Annotated in this window: 18 protein-coding genes; 3 read left to right on the top strand and 15 right to left on the bottom strand. The window is 61.8% G+C overall.

Annotation, left to right across the window (positions count from 1 at the left end; genetic code table 11):
* Positions 1 to 87: 87 nt before the first annotated feature.
* The 6 genes from LPA34_RS11715 to LPA34_RS11690 all read right to left on the bottom strand — a co-directional run bounded on the left by LPA34_RS11715 (position 88) and on the right by LPA34_RS11690 (position 6304).
* Positions 88 to 1362, bottom strand: coding sequence for an ABC transporter substrate-binding protein (locus LPA34_RS11715; RefSeq protein ID WP_228978198.1), 1275 nt, complete (start codon positions 1360 to 1362; stop codon positions 88 to 90).
* Between the two features lie 836 nt (positions 1363 to 2198).
* Complete coding sequence (locus LPA34_RS11710) at positions 2199 to 2525, bottom strand: RidA family protein (RefSeq protein WP_228978196.1); 327 nt, start codon at positions 2523 to 2525, stop codon at positions 2199 to 2201.
* A gap of 38 nt (positions 2526 to 2563) precedes the next feature.
* The gene (locus LPA34_RS11705; protein ID WP_228978195.1) at positions 2564 to 3997 is read right to left on the bottom strand and encodes an FAD/NAD(P)-dependent oxidoreductase; all 1434 of its coding nucleotides are present in this window, start codon (positions 3995 to 3997) and stop codon (positions 2564 to 2566) included.
* Entirely contained in the window at positions 3994 to 4302 is a 309-nt protein-coding gene (locus tag LPA34_RS11700) for a (2Fe-2S)-binding protein (RefSeq protein ID WP_228978193.1), read from the bottom strand. The genes LPA34_RS11705 and LPA34_RS11700 overlap by 4 nt, the downstream gene beginning before the upstream one ends.
* Entirely contained in the window at positions 4280 to 5380 is a 1101-nt protein-coding gene (locus LPA34_RS11695; protein ID WP_228978190.1) for an NAD(P)/FAD-dependent oxidoreductase, read from the bottom strand. Before LPA34_RS11695 ends, LPA34_RS11700 begins: the two co-directional genes overlap by 23 nt.
* An 87-nt stretch (positions 5381 to 5467) precedes the next feature.
* Positions 5468 to 6304, bottom strand: a complete 837-nt coding sequence (locus tag LPA34_RS11690; RefSeq protein WP_228978187.1) for a transporter substrate-binding domain-containing protein — start codon at positions 6302 to 6304, stop codon at positions 5468 to 5470.
* A gap of 378 nt (positions 6305 to 6682) precedes the next feature.
* On the opposite strand from LPA34_RS11690, the gene LPA34_RS11685 reads away from it, so the two are divergent.
* Entirely contained in the window at positions 6683 to 7621 is a 939-nt protein-coding gene (locus LPA34_RS11685) for a LysR substrate-binding domain-containing protein (RefSeq protein ID WP_228978184.1), read from the top strand.
* Positions 7622 to 8168: 547 nt separating this feature from the next.
* On the opposite strand, the gene gcvA is transcribed toward LPA34_RS11685, so the two are convergent.
* Positions 8169 to 9116 (bottom strand): transcriptional regulator GcvA, encoded by a 948-nt coding sequence (gene gcvA / locus LPA34_RS11680; protein ID WP_228978183.1) that lies wholly within the window; start codon positions 9114 to 9116, stop codon positions 8169 to 8171.
* Between the two features lie 142 nt (positions 9117 to 9258).
* Between gcvA and LPA34_RS11675 the strand changes: the two genes are divergently transcribed.
* The gene (locus LPA34_RS11675) at positions 9259 to 10485 is read left to right on the top strand and encodes an MFS transporter (protein ID WP_228978181.1); all 1227 of its coding nucleotides are present in this window, start codon (positions 9259 to 9261) and stop codon (positions 10483 to 10485) included.
* Positions 10486 to 10532: 47 nt separating this feature from the next.
* Here LPA34_RS11675 and LPA34_RS11670 read toward each other — a convergent pair whose 3' ends face one another.
* From LPA34_RS11670 to LPA34_RS11660, 3 genes are all read right to left on the bottom strand, one after another.
* Positions 10533 to 10922, bottom strand: coding sequence for a hypothetical protein (locus tag LPA34_RS11670; protein ID WP_228978179.1), 390 nt, complete (start codon positions 10920 to 10922; stop codon positions 10533 to 10535).
* A 135-nt stretch (positions 10923 to 11057) separates the two neighbouring features.
* On the bottom strand, positions 11058 to 12254 hold the full coding sequence (locus tag LPA34_RS11665; RefSeq protein ID WP_228978177.1) for a GGDEF domain-containing protein: 1197 nt from the start codon (positions 12252 to 12254) through the stop codon (positions 11058 to 11060).
* A gap of 367 nt (positions 12255 to 12621) precedes the next feature.
* A complete protein-coding gene (locus LPA34_RS11660) occupies positions 12622 to 13494 on the bottom strand; it encodes an EamA family transporter (RefSeq protein WP_228978176.1) in 873 nt (290 codons plus the stop codon).
* A gap of 85 nt (positions 13495 to 13579) precedes the next feature.
* Here LPA34_RS11660 and LPA34_RS11655 point away from each other — a divergent pair, with 85 nt between their 5' ends.
* Positions 13580 to 14056 (top strand): Lrp/AsnC family transcriptional regulator, encoded by a 477-nt coding sequence (locus tag LPA34_RS11655; RefSeq protein WP_228978174.1) that lies wholly within the window; start codon positions 13580 to 13582, stop codon positions 14054 to 14056.
* Positions 14057 to 14201: 145 nt separating this feature from the next.
* Here the strand turns inward: LPA34_RS11655 and LPA34_RS11650 are convergent, their stop codons facing one another.
* The 5 genes from LPA34_RS11650 to LPA34_RS11630 form a co-directional block, all read right to left on the bottom strand.
* A complete protein-coding gene (locus LPA34_RS11650) occupies positions 14202 to 15158 on the bottom strand; it encodes a quinone oxidoreductase family protein (RefSeq protein WP_228978173.1) in 957 nt (318 codons plus the stop codon).
* Positions 15159 to 15447: 289 nt separating this feature from the next.
* Positions 15448 to 16881 (bottom strand): DUF1254 domain-containing protein, encoded by a 1434-nt coding sequence (locus LPA34_RS11645; RefSeq protein ID WP_228978171.1) that lies wholly within the window; start codon positions 16879 to 16881, stop codon positions 15448 to 15450.
* A gap of 170 nt (positions 16882 to 17051) precedes the next feature.
* Positions 17052 to 17417, bottom strand: a complete 366-nt coding sequence (locus LPA34_RS11640) for a response regulator (protein ID WP_090536429.1) — start codon at positions 17415 to 17417, stop codon at positions 17052 to 17054.
* A 29-nt stretch (positions 17418 to 17446) separates the two neighbouring features.
* A complete protein-coding gene (locus LPA34_RS11635) occupies positions 17447 to 17986 on the bottom strand; it encodes a hypothetical protein (protein WP_228978170.1) in 540 nt (179 codons plus the stop codon).
* Positions 17983 to 18717: a methyl-accepting chemotaxis protein gene (locus LPA34_RS11630; RefSeq protein WP_228978169.1), complete on the bottom strand. Its 735-nt coding sequence runs from the start codon at positions 18715 to 18717 to the stop codon at positions 17983 to 17985. The genes LPA34_RS11635 and LPA34_RS11630 overlap by 4 nt, the downstream gene beginning before the upstream one ends.
* Positions 18718 to 18744 lie beyond the last annotated feature (27 nt).

The following is an 18744-nucleotide window of genomic DNA, read 5'->3' as shown; positions in this document are numbered from 1 at the left end:
GCGTGGCTCATGGTATGCTGGCAGCTACCCGCCCGGGGCCTCCCGCTATTGCGCGGGGTGGGCCCGGTTTTCCGGTGGCAAAGACTGTCAGGTCGGCCAGGTCATCTTGCAGCCGGCCTCTTCGATCGTTGGCGCGATGGTCTTGCTATCGATGATGGAATCGATATGGAACAGGTCGTCGGCCCCGTCGCTGCCTTGGGGTTGCGCGTGGCCGGCCCACAGCGTTCCGATGAGCAGGTGCTGGTTGGCCCGGTAGATGGCCTGCTTCGGCTGCAGGGAGACCTCCGGCGGCAGCACGAGCCCGTCCAGTGCCCTGGCCATCTTTACCGCGTCGAGCGATTTTGCCTTGTTGGCCGCCAGCGCGCAGGCGTGGATCGCGGTGTGGCCGAACCAGGTACGCGCGGTTGGCACCCGGCCGGTCTTTTTCTTGATGGCGTCGACGAACTCTTTCACATGCGGCACGCCGGGCTGGTTCCAGTACCACTCGATCACCCAGTTGCCGATGCGCGCGTCCGGCGGCAGCGCTTCGAGCGTTTCGAGCTCGATGTTCGCGCCAGCGATGTGAAAGCGCTTGTCCAGGCCGAACTGCACGGCCTGCTTGAGGACATTGGTCTGGTCATCACCGTTCTGCAGGATGACGATCACATCCGGGCTGGCCGACTGCGCCTTGATGAGGTAAGAGGAGTAGTCGGAGGTGCCCAGGGGGATCAGGTCGGCCCCGACGTTGGTGGCGCCGTACTTCTTCAGGTTCACGTTGTAGGCGTCCAGCAAGCCGTGGCCGAACGCGTAATCGGGAACGAGGAAGTAGAACTTCTTGCCGAAGCGTTTGATGAGATCGGGTGCGATCGCATTGACCAGCAAGGTGGTGGACGGACAGGTCTGGAACACGTTCCAGTGGCATTCGGTGCCGGTGATGGGATCGGCGTGCCCGCCCGGGTCCATCATGAATACGCCTTTTGCGAAAGCCACCTGGGAAATGGCTTCGGTCAGGCCAGAGTTCACGTTGCCAATGAGGAAATCGACCTTGTCGCGGTCGATGAGTTTGTGCGCCTTCTGCACCGCCACCCCGGCATCGCCACTGGTCGAATCTTCGACGATCAACGTGGCGGGGCGCCCGAGGATGCCGCCCCTGGCGTTGATTTCCTCGATGGCCAGTTCCATGCCGTGCAGTTCGTTCCTGCCGGTGATCGCGTAGGTTCCCGTCACGGGGTTATTTACGCCGAACTTCACGGGTTGCTCGCCGGCCGCCCGAACGATGCCCGGCGATATCATCGCCGCCGCCCCCGTTGTCGCCGCCATTTTCAGGATGGTGCGACGGCTGATCCCTTTCGAATTGCTTTTGTCGTCCACTTTATCGTTCATTTAGAAGCTTCCCCGTTGTGACAAGCCGGCGTGTGCCGCGTCTATCAGTGCTTGCAGAACAAATTTAACGGCTCACTACCCAAAAAATCGAAAAAAAAGTCCCCTGTTTGAAACGTTAATTACATTGCTCCGAAGCCTGGCGAATGTCAATCCGAGGAAACGGAACCTTACGCTCGGGACAGCTAACGCACTCGAAATGCGCAACCTCCAGGGCTTTTTCACAGGAGTTTAATTGCCTGGGGCGAGCGCCCTGGATGTGCTGGGTTCCGGAAACTGACGTCGTTGTCCTGGTCGACACCACTGCACGAATGACCGTAGCGCCCTTGGAAGCTGGCTTTAGGGTGGCGCCGAAACGTGCGGCAGAAGTGGGGCGACTGGGGATCGCGTCAGGCGGTAGCCGACCCTCGCATACGCAAGTTCGCCGGAGCATCTACAGAGACAGATTCGGCACACGTTCAATCAACATCAGCAACGTCTGTTTTGCGCGCGTGAAGAGACGTCTCCAAGCTGAGGTCAACGGTCGCTTTTCGACGAGGTAGATGAACGCGTACTGCCGGCCAGGAAGCGTCAGTGATTCACACCGTTGCTTGAACGTTCGGACGTCGGATATACCTTGGCAAGCGGTCATTCGATCGACGACGTTGGTGTACGGCGCCCCCGGCGGACATCAGGCCGGGCCCGGCAAGCGAAATGACAGTGCATTTCAGGGTGGAGGCTCCGTAGTCGTGGTGTTTGGGTAAACGTACGGCAGATGTCCCCGCGCAGTGCTGGCTGAGGACATGACGCGTCCGCGCGAGCGTCTGCGTCTCAACGGTCTTTCCAGGCTAGAGCAAGACTTAATTCTGGACAGCAGCGGTGACGCTTAACTCCACCAGCAGTTCAGGCAAACCAAGTGTCGTCTGCACCGTACAACGCGCCGGTAGGTGATCGGGATCAACCCACTGTTGCCATACCGCATTCATGCGATCGAAATCGCTCATGTCCTTCAGATAGATGGTCACGGACAAGAGATTTCGCTTATCGCTGTTCGCCTGCTTCAGCAGCGCGTCGATCCGGCTAAACGCCTCCAGGCACTGCTCCTCGATCGAGCGTGCTTGCGCTTGCCCGGACGACGTTTGTCCGGCCAGGAACAGGAGGTTTCCAAAGCGCACCATCTTGCTCATGCGCGCATTGCCGGAAGTTCTCAGTACAGGCGCATCACTCATTTCGGGACCCATTCGGTTGGTTTCGCTGCGTTTTCATCGGGGATATAGGAGACCGCCAGATCTCCCAGGCTCACTGGCTTGATAGGAGGGCGGATGTTGTAGTAGCCCGTCTCGTCCATTCGCTGACCGTTATGCTCGGCGAGCAACTCCGATACGGTCAGACCACAGAGACGGCCCTGACATGGACCCATCCCGCAGCGAGAAAAGGATTTGGTCTGATTGGGGCCGACGCAACCGAGGCGTGCCATCTCACGGATCTGTCCGGCCGTCACCTCTTCGCAGCGGCAGACGATTGTCTGGTCCGATGGACGACGAAAAGGCGCGCTCGGGCGATAGAGCGCGTCGAGAAACGGGCGGACGCGGCTGTGTTGACTGCGTCGGCGGCCGAGCAGCGCCGTTTGTTCACTGAACGATTCGGTATTCAACGCCCCCACGCGATGCGCGACGGCAAGCGCGACCCTTTCCCCGCTGATCCGTGCCCCGATCGCACCGCCGATACCGGCGCCATCTCCCGCCGTGAAAACGTTCGGCACGGATGTCTCGCCCCAGCCGTCCGTGCGCGGACGCCAGCAGAGCTGCGCTTCGTCCCAGTCGTGAGTGCAGCCGATCGAGCGCGTCAGTTGCACGTTCGGCACCACGCCCTGATGCAACAGCACGAGGTCTGCTGCGATCGTGGCCGATTGTCGTCCTGACCGGTAGGTGATTCGCTCCACTCGCCCGGCGCCTTCGATAGTGAGTTCGCTGATATTGCGAATGTGGGCGACGCGCGCTTTCTTGATGGCGCGGAGCAGCTTCATGCCTTTCAGCAGATAGTCCGGGCTGCGTAATGCGGAGGGCAGATGCTTCAGCGCATGACGGTAATTGGCGGCTGGCGTGGTTTCCAGTATCGCGGCGGGCGGCCGGCCGGCCTGAATCAGTTGCCAGGCGAACAGGTAGAGCAGCGGCCCGCTGCCTGCCAGCACCGTCTGCACGTTGGGCAACAGGCCGGCCGATTTGACGAGTGTCTGAGCCGCACCGACGCTCATGACGCCGGGCAGCGTCCACCCTGGCACGGGAAAGGGACGCTCGTAGGCGCCATTGGCGATGACGAGTGCCTTGGCGTGTAGATGGCCGCTTGCCGCCGTTTCGTTTCGACGTGTAAAGCTGATGTCCAGCGATCGGCTCACTTGCCATACCAGTGTGTCGGGCCAGTACGACACGGAGGATGCTCTGAATTGCGTCACCAGCTCGGCGCCGTCTGTGTAATCCGCACCCAGGCGCGCTGGGTCGGGTAGAGGCGAACGGCTGACGTTGCGGTAGATCTGGCCGCCCGGCAATGGGTTTTCGTCCATCACCAGAACTTTCAGACCGAGTGAATTGGCTCGCAGCGCGCATGCCATGCCGGCGGGTCCAGCACCGATCACGACGAGGTCGACTGATTCGATCGTCATTGAATGTCCCTCGCGCCGTTCATGAAGCTCACACGCATACCTTCCCTGACTTTGACCATGCAGGATTGCTGGTTGGGCAGATCGTCGATCTGTACGAGGCAGTCGAAGCAGACGCCCATCATGCAGAACGGTGCTCGCGGCACATTGCCGACCGGCGTTCGCCGGAAGGTCTGAACGCCGGCATACAGCAGCGCGGCGGCCACCGTCAGCGAATCCGGCACGTCGACATGCCTGCCGTCGATCTCGATCCGGATCAGCTTCGGTGTGCTCCCTTCCAGGAGGCTAAACATGGAATCGCTTTGCATGAAAATAATCGAGAATGGGGGGGCGTTGGCCGCCCAATAGCCACGGCACCAGCAGTTCGCAGTGAGCTGCGGCGAGCGTGACGCCGCTGTGGCAGGTGGTGAGAAATGCACCGGGACAGTCTAAGGATTCGTCATAGATCGGCATGCTGTCCGGCGTCATCACGCGCAGCGCGCCCCACGCTCGCACCACGTTCACGCTCCGCAGCAAGGGGAACGGCCTGATGGCTTTACGGGCGATGTGCGCGACGATATCTGAGGTCACGCCAGTATCCATGCCCACATCCTCTGCGGATTCCCCTAGAAGCACCGAACCCTCGGCGGTTTGCCGCACCGAAAGCGTAGGGTAGTGAAGAAACGGACGGACGCGCTCGGTCACCACGATCTGGCCGCGCAGTGGAACAACGGGGGCGTCGAGGCCGACCATCTGAGCGAGATCGCGATTGCCGAGGCCGGCGCACAGCACGAGCTTTGCGCTGCGGAACGTTCCCTGTCCCGTGTCGAGACGGAATCCGTCGCCATGCCGTTCAATCGTGCTGACCGTCGCATTCGGCACGTAGTCGCCGCCCGCCTTGTCGAGTGCCGCGAACAGGGCGCGAAGCGTGTAAAGCGGGCTGACGTGCCCGTCATTCTCCGAATAGACCGCGCCGAGGACATCGCTGGCGATGCTGGGCACCATCGCTTTCAGCCTGCGATGATCTAGCACGTCGTACGTGAGCCGAGCATCCTGGCGATACAGGTAATCGACGTTCTCGACGCTTGCCGCGAGCGATTCCTCGCTCAAAGCGATGTTCAATCCGCCCGGTCGTGAATAGCCGAGGCTCAGGCCCGACGCTTCTTCCAGTTCCTTCGCGAACGCGGGCCACAGCCGCGACGACTCGAGCGACCAGCGCCCGTAATCCGGCTGCTTTCGGCCCTTGCCCGATACCCAGACCAGCCCGAAGTTACCGCGAGCGGCGCGAAAGCTCGCATCTTCGCCGTCCAGTACGACGACGGTCTGGCCGCGCTTTGCCAGACCATAAGCGATCGCCATACCGACCAGTCCGCCGCCGACGATGGCGAAATCATAGGTGTTCTTCATTCAGGGCTTCCGTGGTTGCCTGGAGATTGCTGGCGGGAAACATTCGGTATCCGGAATGACCGTTCCGATCGTATCGGCCGGCATGCTTCAACGCGGCGTCAGATCGGTTTTCATGTACTGCAGGGAAAGCCGCGACAGCGTGCCGTCCGCCTTGACTGACGCGATCGCCTTGTCGAACGCGTCGCGCAACGCAGTGTCGGACTTTCGCAGCCCCATGCCGACGCCTTCGCCCCAGATCTTCCCGCCAATGACGGGCCCAATCAGCGACAGATCGCTGCCTGCGTTGTTGAGCAGATAGACAGTGTTCTCGACCGACGCATCGATCCGCCCGCTCTTCAGATCGAGATCGCGGTCCTTGGAACTGCGGTATTCGCGGATTTCGGCGATATCGGCGAAGTTCGAGCGAACGAACGGCACGTAGGTGGTGGCTGCCTGCACGCCGATCACCTTGCCCTTGAGCGCGATGCGCAGCGCGGCGAGCGCGGTTTTCGCGTCGACCTCGGACTTGATCGTCACGAGCCCGCTCCCCAGCTTTGCGAAGTCTGCGGCGTGGTCCTTGGCGGTTACGAAACTCGACGTGACGGTGGCGTAGGGAATGCTGAAATCGATGGCTTGCCTGCGTGAGTCCGTGATCGCCATGCCGTCCATGATGACGTCGAATTTGCCGGTGTTCAGTGCCGGGATCATGCTGTCCCAGTCGGCGGCGATCTGCTTGCAGCTGAGATGCGCGCGCTCGCACAGCACCTTGGCCAGCGCCGGTTCGAATCCGCCGAGCGTGCCGTCCGGGTTCGAGGAATTCCAGGGCGTATAGCTGCCCTCAAACGCGATCACAACATCCTTGGCTTCAGCCAGCTGAACGGTGGCCAGCGCGCAGAGGCTGCCGATCAGACACACTGCGCGTTTCAATATCCTGTTGTTCATCATTTCCGGTTCCGTGGAGTCTCGACGTGGGTTGGCGGGCTGGTGCCAGGCGCTGCCTCGTGCAGCGTTGAACCATTGTCGGATTGGCCGGGCGGTGGGCTCAATTGCCGCAAAATTCGTTGGTCATTCCAAAAAGGTATAAGTCGTTACGGCATGGCTGCGTGCCGCGTTAGCGAGTGGACCGAGCTGGGCGTAGTCACGCAACGGCAGAGGGAGCGCAAGCGCAAGATCGGCCAGAAAATCTCCGCGCGCGGGGCGACCGTCTCCTTTGCTTTATCTCGAAAGGTTATGATCGGGTCAACCGACGTGTGTGCGCCAGCCGACGCCGGCAACGGTGCCGGATTGGCGAGCTTAAAAAACCGCGGACTTGAGGAGTGTGGGGTGAGCGATTTTACGTTGCGCGAGTTGGAGGTTTTCGCGGCCATCATGCAGCACGGCACGGTCACAAAAGCTGCGGATTTTCTCGATATCGCTCAGCCCGGCGTCAGCAAACTGCTTGCGCGCCTGGAAGCCAAAGTGGGGTACAGCCTGTTCAACCGGCAGCGGCAACGCCTGATTCCGACGGCCGAGGCGATGTCGCTCTATGCCGAGGTGGAGCGATCGTTCATCTCGACCAGGGAGATCATGAGATTGGCGAGGGACCTCGGCGATCTTCGGGCCGGTCGCCTGAAAATCGGCATTCTTCCCGCGCTGGGAAGTGGCTTGATGCCTACCATCATCCACGAGTTCCAGGCTGACCATCCCGGTGTCAGGATCACGGTCAATATCCGCACCACCCAGACGCTTGTGGAGTGGGCGGGGCGCAATCAACTCGATCTCGCGATCGGCGTGACGACCAGCATCGAGCATCCAGCGGTCGTCCGGCGCACGCTTCCGCCAGTGCCGGTCGTGTGCGTGGTGCCGGAAGGCCACGCCTTGGCGGATGTCGAGGCGGTCACGCTTCAGCATCTGGAAAACGCGACCCTGATCTCGTTGCTCGCATCCGATCCGCTCGTAGCGCAGATCGAGCGGCACGCCGCGCTGGCGAATCTGAGAATCCCGATCGCAATCGAGACGAATCTTGCCGCAACGGCCATCGCGTTTTGTCAGGCCGGGGCGGGGGTAACCGTCGTGGATTATCTGTCCGCCCGCGCTACGGCGGCGAAAGGGGTAGTCATCAAGAAATTCGAACCGGCGCTGTCGATCAACTACAGCATTTATAGGCAAAAAGGGAGCAAGGCATCCGCGCTGACGGATGCCTTGATCGAACGGGTCATCAACGAACTGACCCGGGAGATTGTAGGATTCGAGGCCGCAACCGGCGCGCGGCCAGCGTTCTGAACCGGTAGGACACGGTGAGCTGTGCCGTCAACGGTGCGCTTGGCATCAGCGTGACGTGTTGGGTAGGGTCAACGGTTGATGCGGCAACAGCGTGGCTTCGCGGCACAGTTCATTCGACGACGCTGCGAAGCGGTCGGTGTGCTGTCCATGTTTTTGTAGCCGACTATTGGGCGATTGCTGTTATCAGGCAGCCTTGCTTGATAACCAAGCTGGCCGATGTGTGTCGGTCGAGCTCCTTGGTTGCCGGGATTTGTGGTTAGAAGGTACTTGAAAAAACTGCGCTCTCTTCCGACGTAATTGCTTGAAGGGCCGCTTCGCCTTGGAAGCCGCCATTAGCGTGCGCTCGTCACGAGCGGCAGCAATGGGTCCGCTACGGAAGTTCGGTTCGACAGGTGGCTACCCGATAGCCGGCCGCGGGCGTACTTCCGGGTTCGGCCAGGAACGGCCAGCAGGAAGCTTGTCGGCAACGATCCGCGCTCTTCAGGACCTTCGTTGCAGCAGTGCAGCACGGCAGCCCGGTGTACTGCCATTCAGGCAAGCCGCAAACCTACACAGACTCAAACGGCCCTGAGCCCTGGCTGGCCATCATCGTGATCCATTGCTCAAATGCCACGACGGCGTCATCGCCGGTGCGATCTGCGTTGATCACCAGCGCGTAGTCGGGGGCGCGCCACGTTGGCGCTGCAATCGGGCACACCAGGCGGCCCGCGGCGACGTCGCGCCCAATCAGCGGCAGCGAGGCGAGCGTCACACCCAGACCCTCCACGGCGGCGGCAAGCTGGAGATAGGCGTGTTCGAACTCGACGTGACGGGCAGCCCGCAGATCGGGCGCGCCCGCCTCCCGCAGCCAGCGCGACCACGCTGTGCGTGTACTGGCGGAATGCAACAAGGTGTGGTGGCGCAGATCCGCCACGTCCTGTATCGGGTGCTGGCGCAACAGCGCGGGGCTGCAGGCGGGCAGGCGCACGTCGGCCATCAGCGTGCGCGACACGAGGCCCGCACCCTGTTCGTGCCCGGAGCGCACCCCAATGTCGAAGGCGTCGCCGATATAGCGCAACTTGCGCGATGTGGTCGACACCCGCACGTCGATGCCGGGATAACGCGCCTGAAAGCCGGCCAGACGCGGCAGCAGCCAGCACAACGCAAAACTGGCCAGCACGTTCACGCGGACGGTGCCCGATACGCGGCGCGTGAATTCATCATGGCGCAGTCGCGCCGCCCCGGTCGCGAGACGCTCGAAGGCGTTGCTCACATCGTTGAGCAATGCTGCGCCCTCATCGGTGAGTAAAACGCCGCGCGCGCGGCGCTCGAATAGCGGTACGCCAAACCAGTCTTCCAGCAGCCTGATCTGTTTTCCGACAGCCCAATGGGTGACGTGCAAATCGGCCGCGGCGGCGGCAAAACTGCCATGCCGGGCCACCGCCTCGAAATTGCGCAGCGCGTTGAGTGGCGGCAGCTTGCTCCAGTCTTTTTCCACGCCTGTGTCCCTACCCATGATGTGACTTTTTTTCTCTGCTGACCCGATATTACGTCAATTGAAGCATGGTGCAGTGGGTCATAAAATTGCCATCCGGGAATGCGCGAAAGCGCCAGGCGTCCGCCACTCCGGCCCGCGCCTCGTAACCAGAGGGAGTTTTATGCGCTTCACCCCGTTTTCCCTGCCGCCTCGTGTAGCCAGCCGGTCCGGCCGGCCGGCTTCCCCGGCGCGCTCCCGCGTGTTGTGGCTCTCCTGTGTCGCGCATGCACTGCACGACGGCTACACAGACATGATCTACGTCCTGCTGCCGGTGTGGCAGACGGACTTCGGTCTGAGCTATGGCGCTCTCGCCATGCTACGCGGCATCTATGCGGGCACGATGGCCAGCCTGCAACTGCCTGCCGGGCGTCTGGCGCAGCGTCTGGGCAGCCGGGCCATGCTGGTCCTGGGTACGCTGCTGGCCGCGTCTGGTTATGCGCTGGCGGGGATGTCGGGCAGCCTGCTGGGCCTGTACGTGGCGTTGACAATATCAGGCAGCGGCTCCAGCACCCAGCATCCGGTCGCCTCGGGCGCGGTGTCCCGTGCCTACGGACGTAATGCCAGGGGGCCGTTGAGTATCTACAACTTCTCCGGCGACCTCGGCAAATCCGCATTGCCGGCGGCCATTTCGCTGCTGGTGACCCTGATGCCGTGGCGCCATGCGCTGTGGATGATGTCCACTCTGGGCTTCGTGGTTGCGGCAGCGATTGCACTATTTCTCCCTTCCATACCGCGCAACGCGCACGCGGCCGAAGAGCCGTCCGTCCCCCGTCGCAGCACCGCGGGTACGGGTTTTTCGCTGCTGTTCATGATCGGCGTACTCGATACCGGCGTACGCATGGGGCTGTTGACCTTTCTGCCGTTCCTGCTCAGGGCAAAAGGCGTCTCGTCACCGATGATGGGATCGGCGCTGGCACTGGTTTTTATCGGTGGCGCCGCCGGCAAGTTCGCCTGCGGCTGGCTGGGCGCACGCATGGGGGTAGCCGGCACGGTGCTGGTAACGGAGGGCGGCACAGCGGCCTTGATCATCGCCGTGATGTTCTGCCCGCTGCCGCTCACCATGGTGCTGCTGCCGCTGCTGGGCGTGATGCTCAACGGCACCTCTACCGTGCTGTATGGGACGGTGCCGGAACTGACATCCGTTGAGGGTACCGAGCGGGCATTCGCGCTGTTTTATACCGGCACAATAGCTTCGGGGGCGATCTCGCCGGTGATCTATGGCTTTCTCGGCGACTGGATCGGCATACATGGCGCTACCTTTGCCACGGCTCTTACCGCCGTCGCCATCTTCCCGCTGGCAATTGCACTGCGCTCGTATCTGGCACCCGGAGAGAGAACGCAAGCGTAGGCCGGACGACCCTCCAAAATCGTTTTCGGTCAGCGCCGTGAGGGCATTCAGTCCTTGCAGTGCATGTCCTGCCTTGGCACAACAATGATCACCGGGTATGTTCCCCGGTCGAGCTCCACGCGCGCGACCACGGATATCGTCGCGCTGTCCATGTCGTCATACACGCTGGCCTGTTCATGGCTAAGGCTTGTCATGCCGGTACAGGCAGACGCGCGACCCTCGTCGGAAATGTGGCATTGGATCGGGTTGTCCGCAAGGTACCGATATTTGTCCCTGTCGGGGGTCGCAAGGTATTCACGAATGCTCTGCGCCGATCCACCGACGCCAGTGACATACCCCATCGAGCACTGCTGCCTGGATGGATCGCTGCCCCCGGATGTCTGGGCGTTCGCGGTCGCGACGACTGTTGCGAGTGTCAATGCAAGGAGATATTTCATGGCGCTGGTCACGGTTGCCGGATCGAAGTGCCGAATTGTAAAGGCACCCGGCCCATGGGGTCTGACAAACGCACGCGTAACCGGTCGCTTTTTAGAGCGGCACGCCAAAGATCGATGTCTTCGCAGGAACGCGCGCTAACCGGCGTCTTGCGGTGACAGGTTCACATCGACGGCAGTAACTGCGGCCTTCGGGACCCGGTGATCAGGCCTCGGCCCACTCTGCTTGTTGCGCTTGGCGTCGTACATCGCGGTATCTGCCAGGCGGAGTACTGCGTCGATATCGGTGTCCCCGGCACTCGCATGCGCGATGCCAATGCTCGCCCCTATCGTAATCGCGAGCGTCGGCGAGAGTTCGAATGGCTGTTCAAGCGCGCGTGCAATAGCCGCCGCCAGTTCTTGCGGCGCCTCGCGGTCCGCGAACGCGTCGACGATCACAAATTCGTCTCCGCCCATACGCGCAACCAGCGCGTGCTGGCTTGCGAGTGCGCGTAGGCGCGTCGCGACCTGAATCAACAGCATGTCGCCTGCGTCGTGTCCGTAAGCATCGTTGACCGGCTTGAAGCCATCGAGATCGAGATAGAGGAACGTCATACCCGCCCTGACGGGCGGTGTGCCGCGCGGATCCGTGGCCTTGAACAGGCCTTCGCGGTTGAGCAGTCCGGTGAGCGCATCGTGGCGTGCACGGTGACTGTTTTCGCGCTCGGCTTTCATCGTTGAGATGAGCATGCCGTTCAATCGCTGCGCGGCAACACTCATCGCAAACATATAAAACGGAATCTGCAGAAGCGTCAGAAGAAGCACGGGTTCGTCTGCAAGTAGCGCCCCGATACAGCACGGCCCCAGTGAAAAAAAGATCATCACCGCGACGAGACGTGGCGCGGCGAAGTTGCGAAAACAAATGCCGCCGACCATTGCGGCCGCGGAAAGGAACGAAAGCGTTGCGGCAACCCAGTCGCCACTGATCACGCTAACGAATGCACCATAGCCGACCGTGGCGCCCCAAAGCGGAGCCAGCAGGATGTAGAGGTCCGTTGGCGTCGTCCAGGCTTGCGCCGCGCGACGTCGCGAAATGAAGAGCACACATAACCGGGCCGCGCAAACCACGATTTCCGCGACGAGCCACAGGCGGAAAAGCAAGGTCGGATGTCGATACGCGAGGACCCCTGCAACCGCGATCGTATTAAGCACACCGCCGAAGAAAATGGGTAGTGTTCCGAAAAGTGTGCCAACCAGTGCGACGCGAATCTTGAGTGGTGTCTCCTGACCTGGCGCGGCCAGCCATTTCGCCAGCCGGCCGTGCGGCAAGGAATAGTTGTTGTGGATGCTTTGCATGAGCAACACCTTTTTGCGGGCCAGCGCCCGACCCTGGTCGCGAGGCGACGATAGTCAAAGGGGTAATAACAGGTGTCGGCAACCCTGCGACGCGGTTTAAGAGCAGCGTTTCCCCCGAACACGCTGCTGCGCCGTCTTTATCCGGGCGCCTGGTCAACACGGACAGGTTGAGCCGACCGGCAGAGCCCTTGACAGTGTCGTCCTGAACTTGAGTTTATCAGGCTTCCTCGTGAGTTCAGCGGGATGGTCGCCACCAGAAACGCGTCCCCCTCACCCGCTCACGCGCATATCAGCGTTGCTCCGCTATCGTCCCGCGGCGCTCGCCGTCCATGCCCGGGCACCGCCGGATATCCCTCGCAACTCGCGGTTAATGTGTCTCCTTCGCACGATGCAACGCAATGCCGACGATCACGAGTCCGATACCCGTCAGGTCATGCAACGTCGGTATTTGCGCCAGCACCAGAAAGCCGATGGCAGTCGCGGTAGCGGGCAGGATCGAAAGCAGCAGTGCAAAGGTCGCGCGGGCAAGCCGTGCCATCGCCAGCTGATCGGTGACGTACGGAATCACCGATGACGAAATGCCGACGCCGATTGCCGCGGCCAGCAGGCCGAAATCCCTGAACGCGGGGAGAGCCTCGTGAATGCCGAAGGGCAGCGCGGCAATCATCGCAATCAGCATCGACAACCCCAGGCGATCGATCCCGCCCTCACCCGAGATTCGATGCCCGAGCACGATATAGACGATGAACAGCGCACAATTCGCAAACGCGTACAGGTAAGCGAGCGGAGCGCCCGCAATGCGGACGTCGGTCAGAATATAAACGCCCGCGCCGGCGACAATCAACGCCGCGACATTGCGAGCGGACCTTGCGCCGAATGCAGCCAGTCCGATCGGTCCGAGGAATTCGATCGCCCCGACCGTGCCGAGCGGCAGCGCATTGATGGCGAGATAGAAAAGCGAATTCATCGCCGCTAACACCGCACCGAGCGATACGACGAGCCAGCGCTCCTGCCCGGTGAGTTTCGCGAAATAGCGCCACGGCCGTCGCCAGATCGCAAAGACGATTGCCGCGCTCGTGATGCGCAGCCAGGCGACGCCGAGCGGTGCGATGTGCGCGAACAACATCACTGCGAACGACGGGCCGAGGTAGTGAAACACCGCGCTGATGACGAACCACGCGTGTGGCGGCACCCGCTCTGCGATGACGCTCCTGGCATGCGGCAATGGTCTCCGGTCCATACGCCCATGCTACGCATGTCGCCTATACTTCGACATACGGAATGGAAGGTGACGCCAGCTATTTTCTTTCGAAATAGAGGCTCGCATGGCATCTGACTTTAGCGAACAACCGGATATCGGCGACGCGACCAACGTCGCAATTCTGAAGGCGCTCAGCGCCGATCCCCGAATCAGCACGGCGGAACTGGCGCGCAAGATCGGTATGTCGGGTCCGGCGGTGCGTGAACGGGTCAGCCGTCTCGAGGAAACGGGCGTGATACGCGGTTACCGCGTCGATATCGATCCCAGAGCGTTAGGGTACGCAGTCACTGCTTTCGTGCGCGTGCGCCCGATGCTTGGGCAACTGCCGAAAGTGATCAGGCTCGCGCAGGAAACACCCGAAGTGATCGAGTGTCACCGCATCACCGGTGAGGACTGTTTCATGATGAAGCTGTGCATCAGAAGCATCGACACGCTCGATACGGTGCTGGACGCATTTCTCGCGTACGGCCAGACCACAACATCGATCATTCAGTCCACACCCGTTGCCTTACGTACACCGCCGCTGCGCGGTCCAACATGACGACGCATACGTTCGCGCAAGTCATCTGCTGGTTATTGGCGATCGCACACCGCTTCCGGTGCAAACCACATCGAGGGCGATCTTTCGATGGACGTGCTGAGCCGTCGCGTCGCCCGGCGGCCCGAAAACATTCGTGCGCCTTGCATCAGAGCGTAAACACAGTCCGCGCGGACGCTTCACTGGTCCATGCGCTTTCGACGTCGGTCAGCGGCACGGCGTCGGCTTCGATCGACAATCCGCCGCTCACGACTGCCTTCAGCAGTTCGCCAATCGCGCCGAGCAGCCGCTCGTTCGACACGCTGCCAAGCCCGGTGCCCATCATCTCCAGCCCCGAACTGCGTAGCGCCGAAGCCGGAACATTGATCGTGTTGCCAGCAAGCGACCCGATCTGCACGAAGCGTATACGCGGTTCGGCTTCGCCGCTGTGTCCGCCCACGGCGCCCAGCAGACTTTCCGCCGACGGCCCGTACAGGTAATCCAGGATCACGTTCACGCGATGACCGTGAATGGCGTCGCGGAACGTTTCGGTCAGCGCGCTGGCGGACGCATCGAGCGGAATCAGCACGTCGGCGCCCAGTGCGGCAAGGCCTTCGATACTCTTCGCGTTGCGCCCCGTCACGATCACCTTGTTCGCGCCGAGATGCCGCGCGATCTGGATCGCCAGCCGGCCGGAGACGCCGGTCGCGCCGTTGATCAGCACGTTCTCGCCGCGCTGGAAATGCGCGCGTTCGATCAGCGCGGCCCACGACGACATGCCCGGATTGCCGATCGCCGCGGCCGTGACGTCATCGACGTCGTCCGGCACCGGCACGCAGTACGTCGTCTTCACGACCGTCGTTTGCGCCATCGCGCCGAATGGCCCGCGTGGAAACGCGAAGTACACACGCCGCCCGTCCGGCAGCAGCCCCACGCCATCGACGCCCGGCACGAGCGGTAGCGTTTTGCCGCTGCTGTAGTGGCGCCCGGATGCCTGGCTCTTCACGAGCTGGCTGAGCGCCGCCGCACGGACCTGCACGAGCGTCTCGCCCGCTTCGGCAACCGGACCGGCAAAGTCGCCGTAACGCGGCGATGCGTTGAAATCGTGAACTATCGCAGCTTTCATTTCAGGCTCCCGGATTCGAACGACGACCGTACGGTCTTGCGTCCACGTCAAATGGACCGACTCTGCATTCTACGGATGTCCGCGCCGGCGCGCCGGAAGGCGACGGATGGACTCTGACCGGGGTGTATCGCAGCGAAACGGGATTGTGCCGACGCATCGTCGAGTTAAAAAGTGTCGGGGTGACTGGCGGAGAAGCGGAAACAAAAACCGCCCGGGCGCCCGTAACTCGCAAAGGGCACCCGGGCGGTTCAGGCTTCCGTGAACATGGAAGTCACTTTCAGCGCATCGCTTATTTCGCGGGCTGGATCTTCGGCGAAACCCACTCGTTTTTCAGCAGCGCGGGTTTCGGCCAGTAGTAGCGCATCGCGACCATGAACTTGCCTTGCGGCGCGGGCAGCCAGTTCGCTTCCTTGTCCTTGCCCGGCGATTCGTTCTGGATGTAGATCGTATATCCGCCGTCCGGATCGGTCTTCAGTTCGGGCAGCATCGGCGAATTGATCAGATAGCGGTTGAGCGGATTCTTGACCAGCAATTGTTCCGGCACGTTGTACATTGTCATCGACCAGAACGCGTTGACAGGCGGCAGATGACCCTTCGCGAAATGCAGCGTGTAATGCTTGCTGCCATCCAGCGGTTGACCGGTCGCGTCTTTCTCCAGAATCGGATACAGCGCTTCGTCACGCGAATTCGCGCCGATGCCGACCTGCGTGCCCGTGGCGCGTGCCACATAGTCGTTCTTCAGAAACTTGCGCGAACCGAACAGCGTGTCGCTCCGGCCGGCAAGCGAAGCACGACGTGCATCGATCGCCTTCTGCCCGTCTTCCATGCCCGCCTTCAGCGCCGCCTGCGTGGCAGGCGAAAACGCGGACACGTCGAACGTTTTACCAGGAACGATCCCGATCTGCTCGAAGCGATGACGCAACGCGGCTTCCGCTGGATTCACCGGTGCGAACTGCAACACGAACGCGAGCTGGTTGAAGAATTCGGGCGACGTGTGTTCCGCGCCCGGCGGCAGGGGCTTGATCCAGTCGATGGCGGGTGCCGGTTGCGGTGCGGGTTGACCTTCGAACGCCGAGAGCGGCTCGATCCTGTAGCCGGCCTGGATCTTCTTCACATTGTCGAGATCGGCGGGATTGAAGAGCTGCGTTCGGCCCACCACGTTCACCATGTCGGTTTCCGAATGGATGACCTTGCTGATGCCCTTCGGTGTCGCCCCCTTCCAGCCGGGGCCCGCGATCAGGTAGTGCCCGCCCTGATTACCCGTTGTGCGGCTGCCGATGTAGTCGAAGTTGAACGTATACATATCCATCAGCTGGAATACGAAGTACCGGTTCTTCTCCATCGGCGGAATCGTGATGACGACCGGCTCCGCGCGCAGGTCCAGCCCGGCGAACGAGTACGGCGTATCGGAATTGGGTGTGACGAACGCAGTGTCTTCAGGTGTGAAGACACGCGCGATATTCAGGATCGAATTGAACGGCCCCTTGTACTGCGACCCGGTCCTGTCGACGGAGAACGCGTACATCGTCCGGTACATATCGACCATCGGCGTGCCGAAAATATAGGCTTCCTTTGCGATGGTCTCGATCTGGGCCGGTTTCAATGCAGCCGCGCCCGCGGAAGGTTGTGACGCGCTATCGCCGGTCGCGGCCTGGGCTGCGGCGGTAAACGTCATTGCAACGGGTAACAGTAGCGAGAGACATACGATCTTCTTTTTGAGCATGGAAAATCCTGTGTGAACCTGAAGATGACCGCGTCGACGGTGTTCGCGGGTCGACACATTCTAGCGCGCGGATGCGCGCCTGCGATCAACGGATCCACACTGCGGGAATCGAGCATGACATCGCGCAGAAATGACGCAAGGAACCGCCTCCGCCCGAACGCGCGGACCGTTCAGCCTGCCAGCTTCCTGAACGTTTCCAGCACGGCATCGCCCTTGAACGGCTTCACGATCCAGCCCTTCACGCCCGCCGCCTTGCCGCGCTCCTTCATCGCGGGGCTGCTTTCCGTGGTCAGCATGATCACGTTCACAGCATGATTCGCAAGTTCGCCGCGGATCTTCTCGACCATCGTCAGGCCGTCCATGTTCGGCATGTTGACATCGCTGATCACGAGCCGGATGCCCGGGCTTGCCTTCAGGCGCGCGAGGCCGTCCTTGCCGTCGACGGCCGTATCGACGTCGAGGCCGTTCTTGCGCAGAAAACCGGCGACCTCGTCGCGCACCGTGCCCGAGTCGTCCACCACCAGAATTTTCGACATGTTGTTTCCTGTGACGTCAGTTGCAAAATTCAGAACAGTTCGAGTTCGCCGCTAGTTTCCTCGACTGCGTTCACCTCGGCGGTGAAATCCAGCGGCGCGTGCGCGCAGACGCAGACCGTCGCGCCAAGACGGATCGAACCGTTGATCGTGATGGCGAACGATTCGAGGTAACCGGGTTTCAGCTCTTCCAGATAGGGCAGGCAACGCGCGCTCAGCACGTAAGGCGTCGACATGCCGAGGTCCGGAAAGTAGTGCAGCAACGCCTGGTTCATCGCGCCGCTGCAGAGATTGCAGATCTCGAGAAACGTTTCGCGAAACGTCGCGCCCTCTTCGTTCCTCGCGAAGTAATCGCACGTAGTGGCGTCTTCGTCGAAATGCAGCACGAGCAGCATCCGGAAAACGATCGACGAGATCGTCAGAACCACGACGCTTTCCGTGCGTTCAGGCCCGGCGTCGCCCTCGCGGACCGGCACGATTTCGCAACTGTCGCCCGCTTCCATCGGCAGCCGCGCGCGCGCCGCCTTTTGAAAAATGCGCTCGAAACTTTCCCTTGCGTGCTGACTGATCACGTCGGCGCCTGATCGAAGCGGGACTGGAACTGGCTCGCGAGCGTCGCGACGCTGCCCAGCGACGCAGTAATCATTTTTCCGCCGGCCTGGATGTCCTGGAACGTGCCCGTCGTCGTGAGGTCGCTGCGATGCAGGCTGTCGCGATAGCTCTTCGACAGCTCTTCCGAGCGCGCCGCGAGCGCCCGGACTTCGCTCGCCACGACCGCGAAGCCGCGCCCGGCCGTGCCGGCGCGCGCGGCTTCGATCGACGCGTTCAGCGAGACGATCACCACGTGCCTCACGATCGAGGAAAGCTCCTGATTCTTCGCGTGCATGTCCCGGTTCTGCGCCATCAGCGAGATCATCTGTTCGTGCCAGCGCTCGAACGTCGCGCCAAGACTCCTCAGACGCGACGCTTCGCTCGCGATCTGTTGTGCAAGCGCGGCCCATTGATGCCGGTCTTCTGTCGCGGCGTTCATCAAGGCGCGAATGTTTTCCGCCGCGTCGGCCTCGCTCGCGAGTGCCTCGCGCAGCGCGGCCATCTGCGTTTCGAGCTGCTGCTTTTCGTGCGCGGCCTGCTCGATCAATGCATGCTGCGCGGCGCTGGTCTGAGCCAGCGTCTCGATGTGCGCCTGCACTTCGGATCGCTGCCGCGTGCGTGCGTGAGCGCCGTAAAAGCGGTACGCCGCGAACGCGAGTACGCCGCTCACCGCGCCGCCGGCGAGAGCCGCCAGACAATACTGTTCAATCACAACCTGTCCTTCTCTTCTGGATGTCCA

Origin of the sequence: Paraburkholderia gardini, assembly GCF_907164575.1 — a bacterium.
Classification (GTDB): domain Bacteria; phylum Pseudomonadota; class Gammaproteobacteria; order Burkholderiales; family Burkholderiaceae; genus Paraburkholderia; species Paraburkholderia gardini.
Note: the sequence above shows the minus strand (reverse complement) of the source record. Positions and strands in the feature narration are given on the sequence as shown.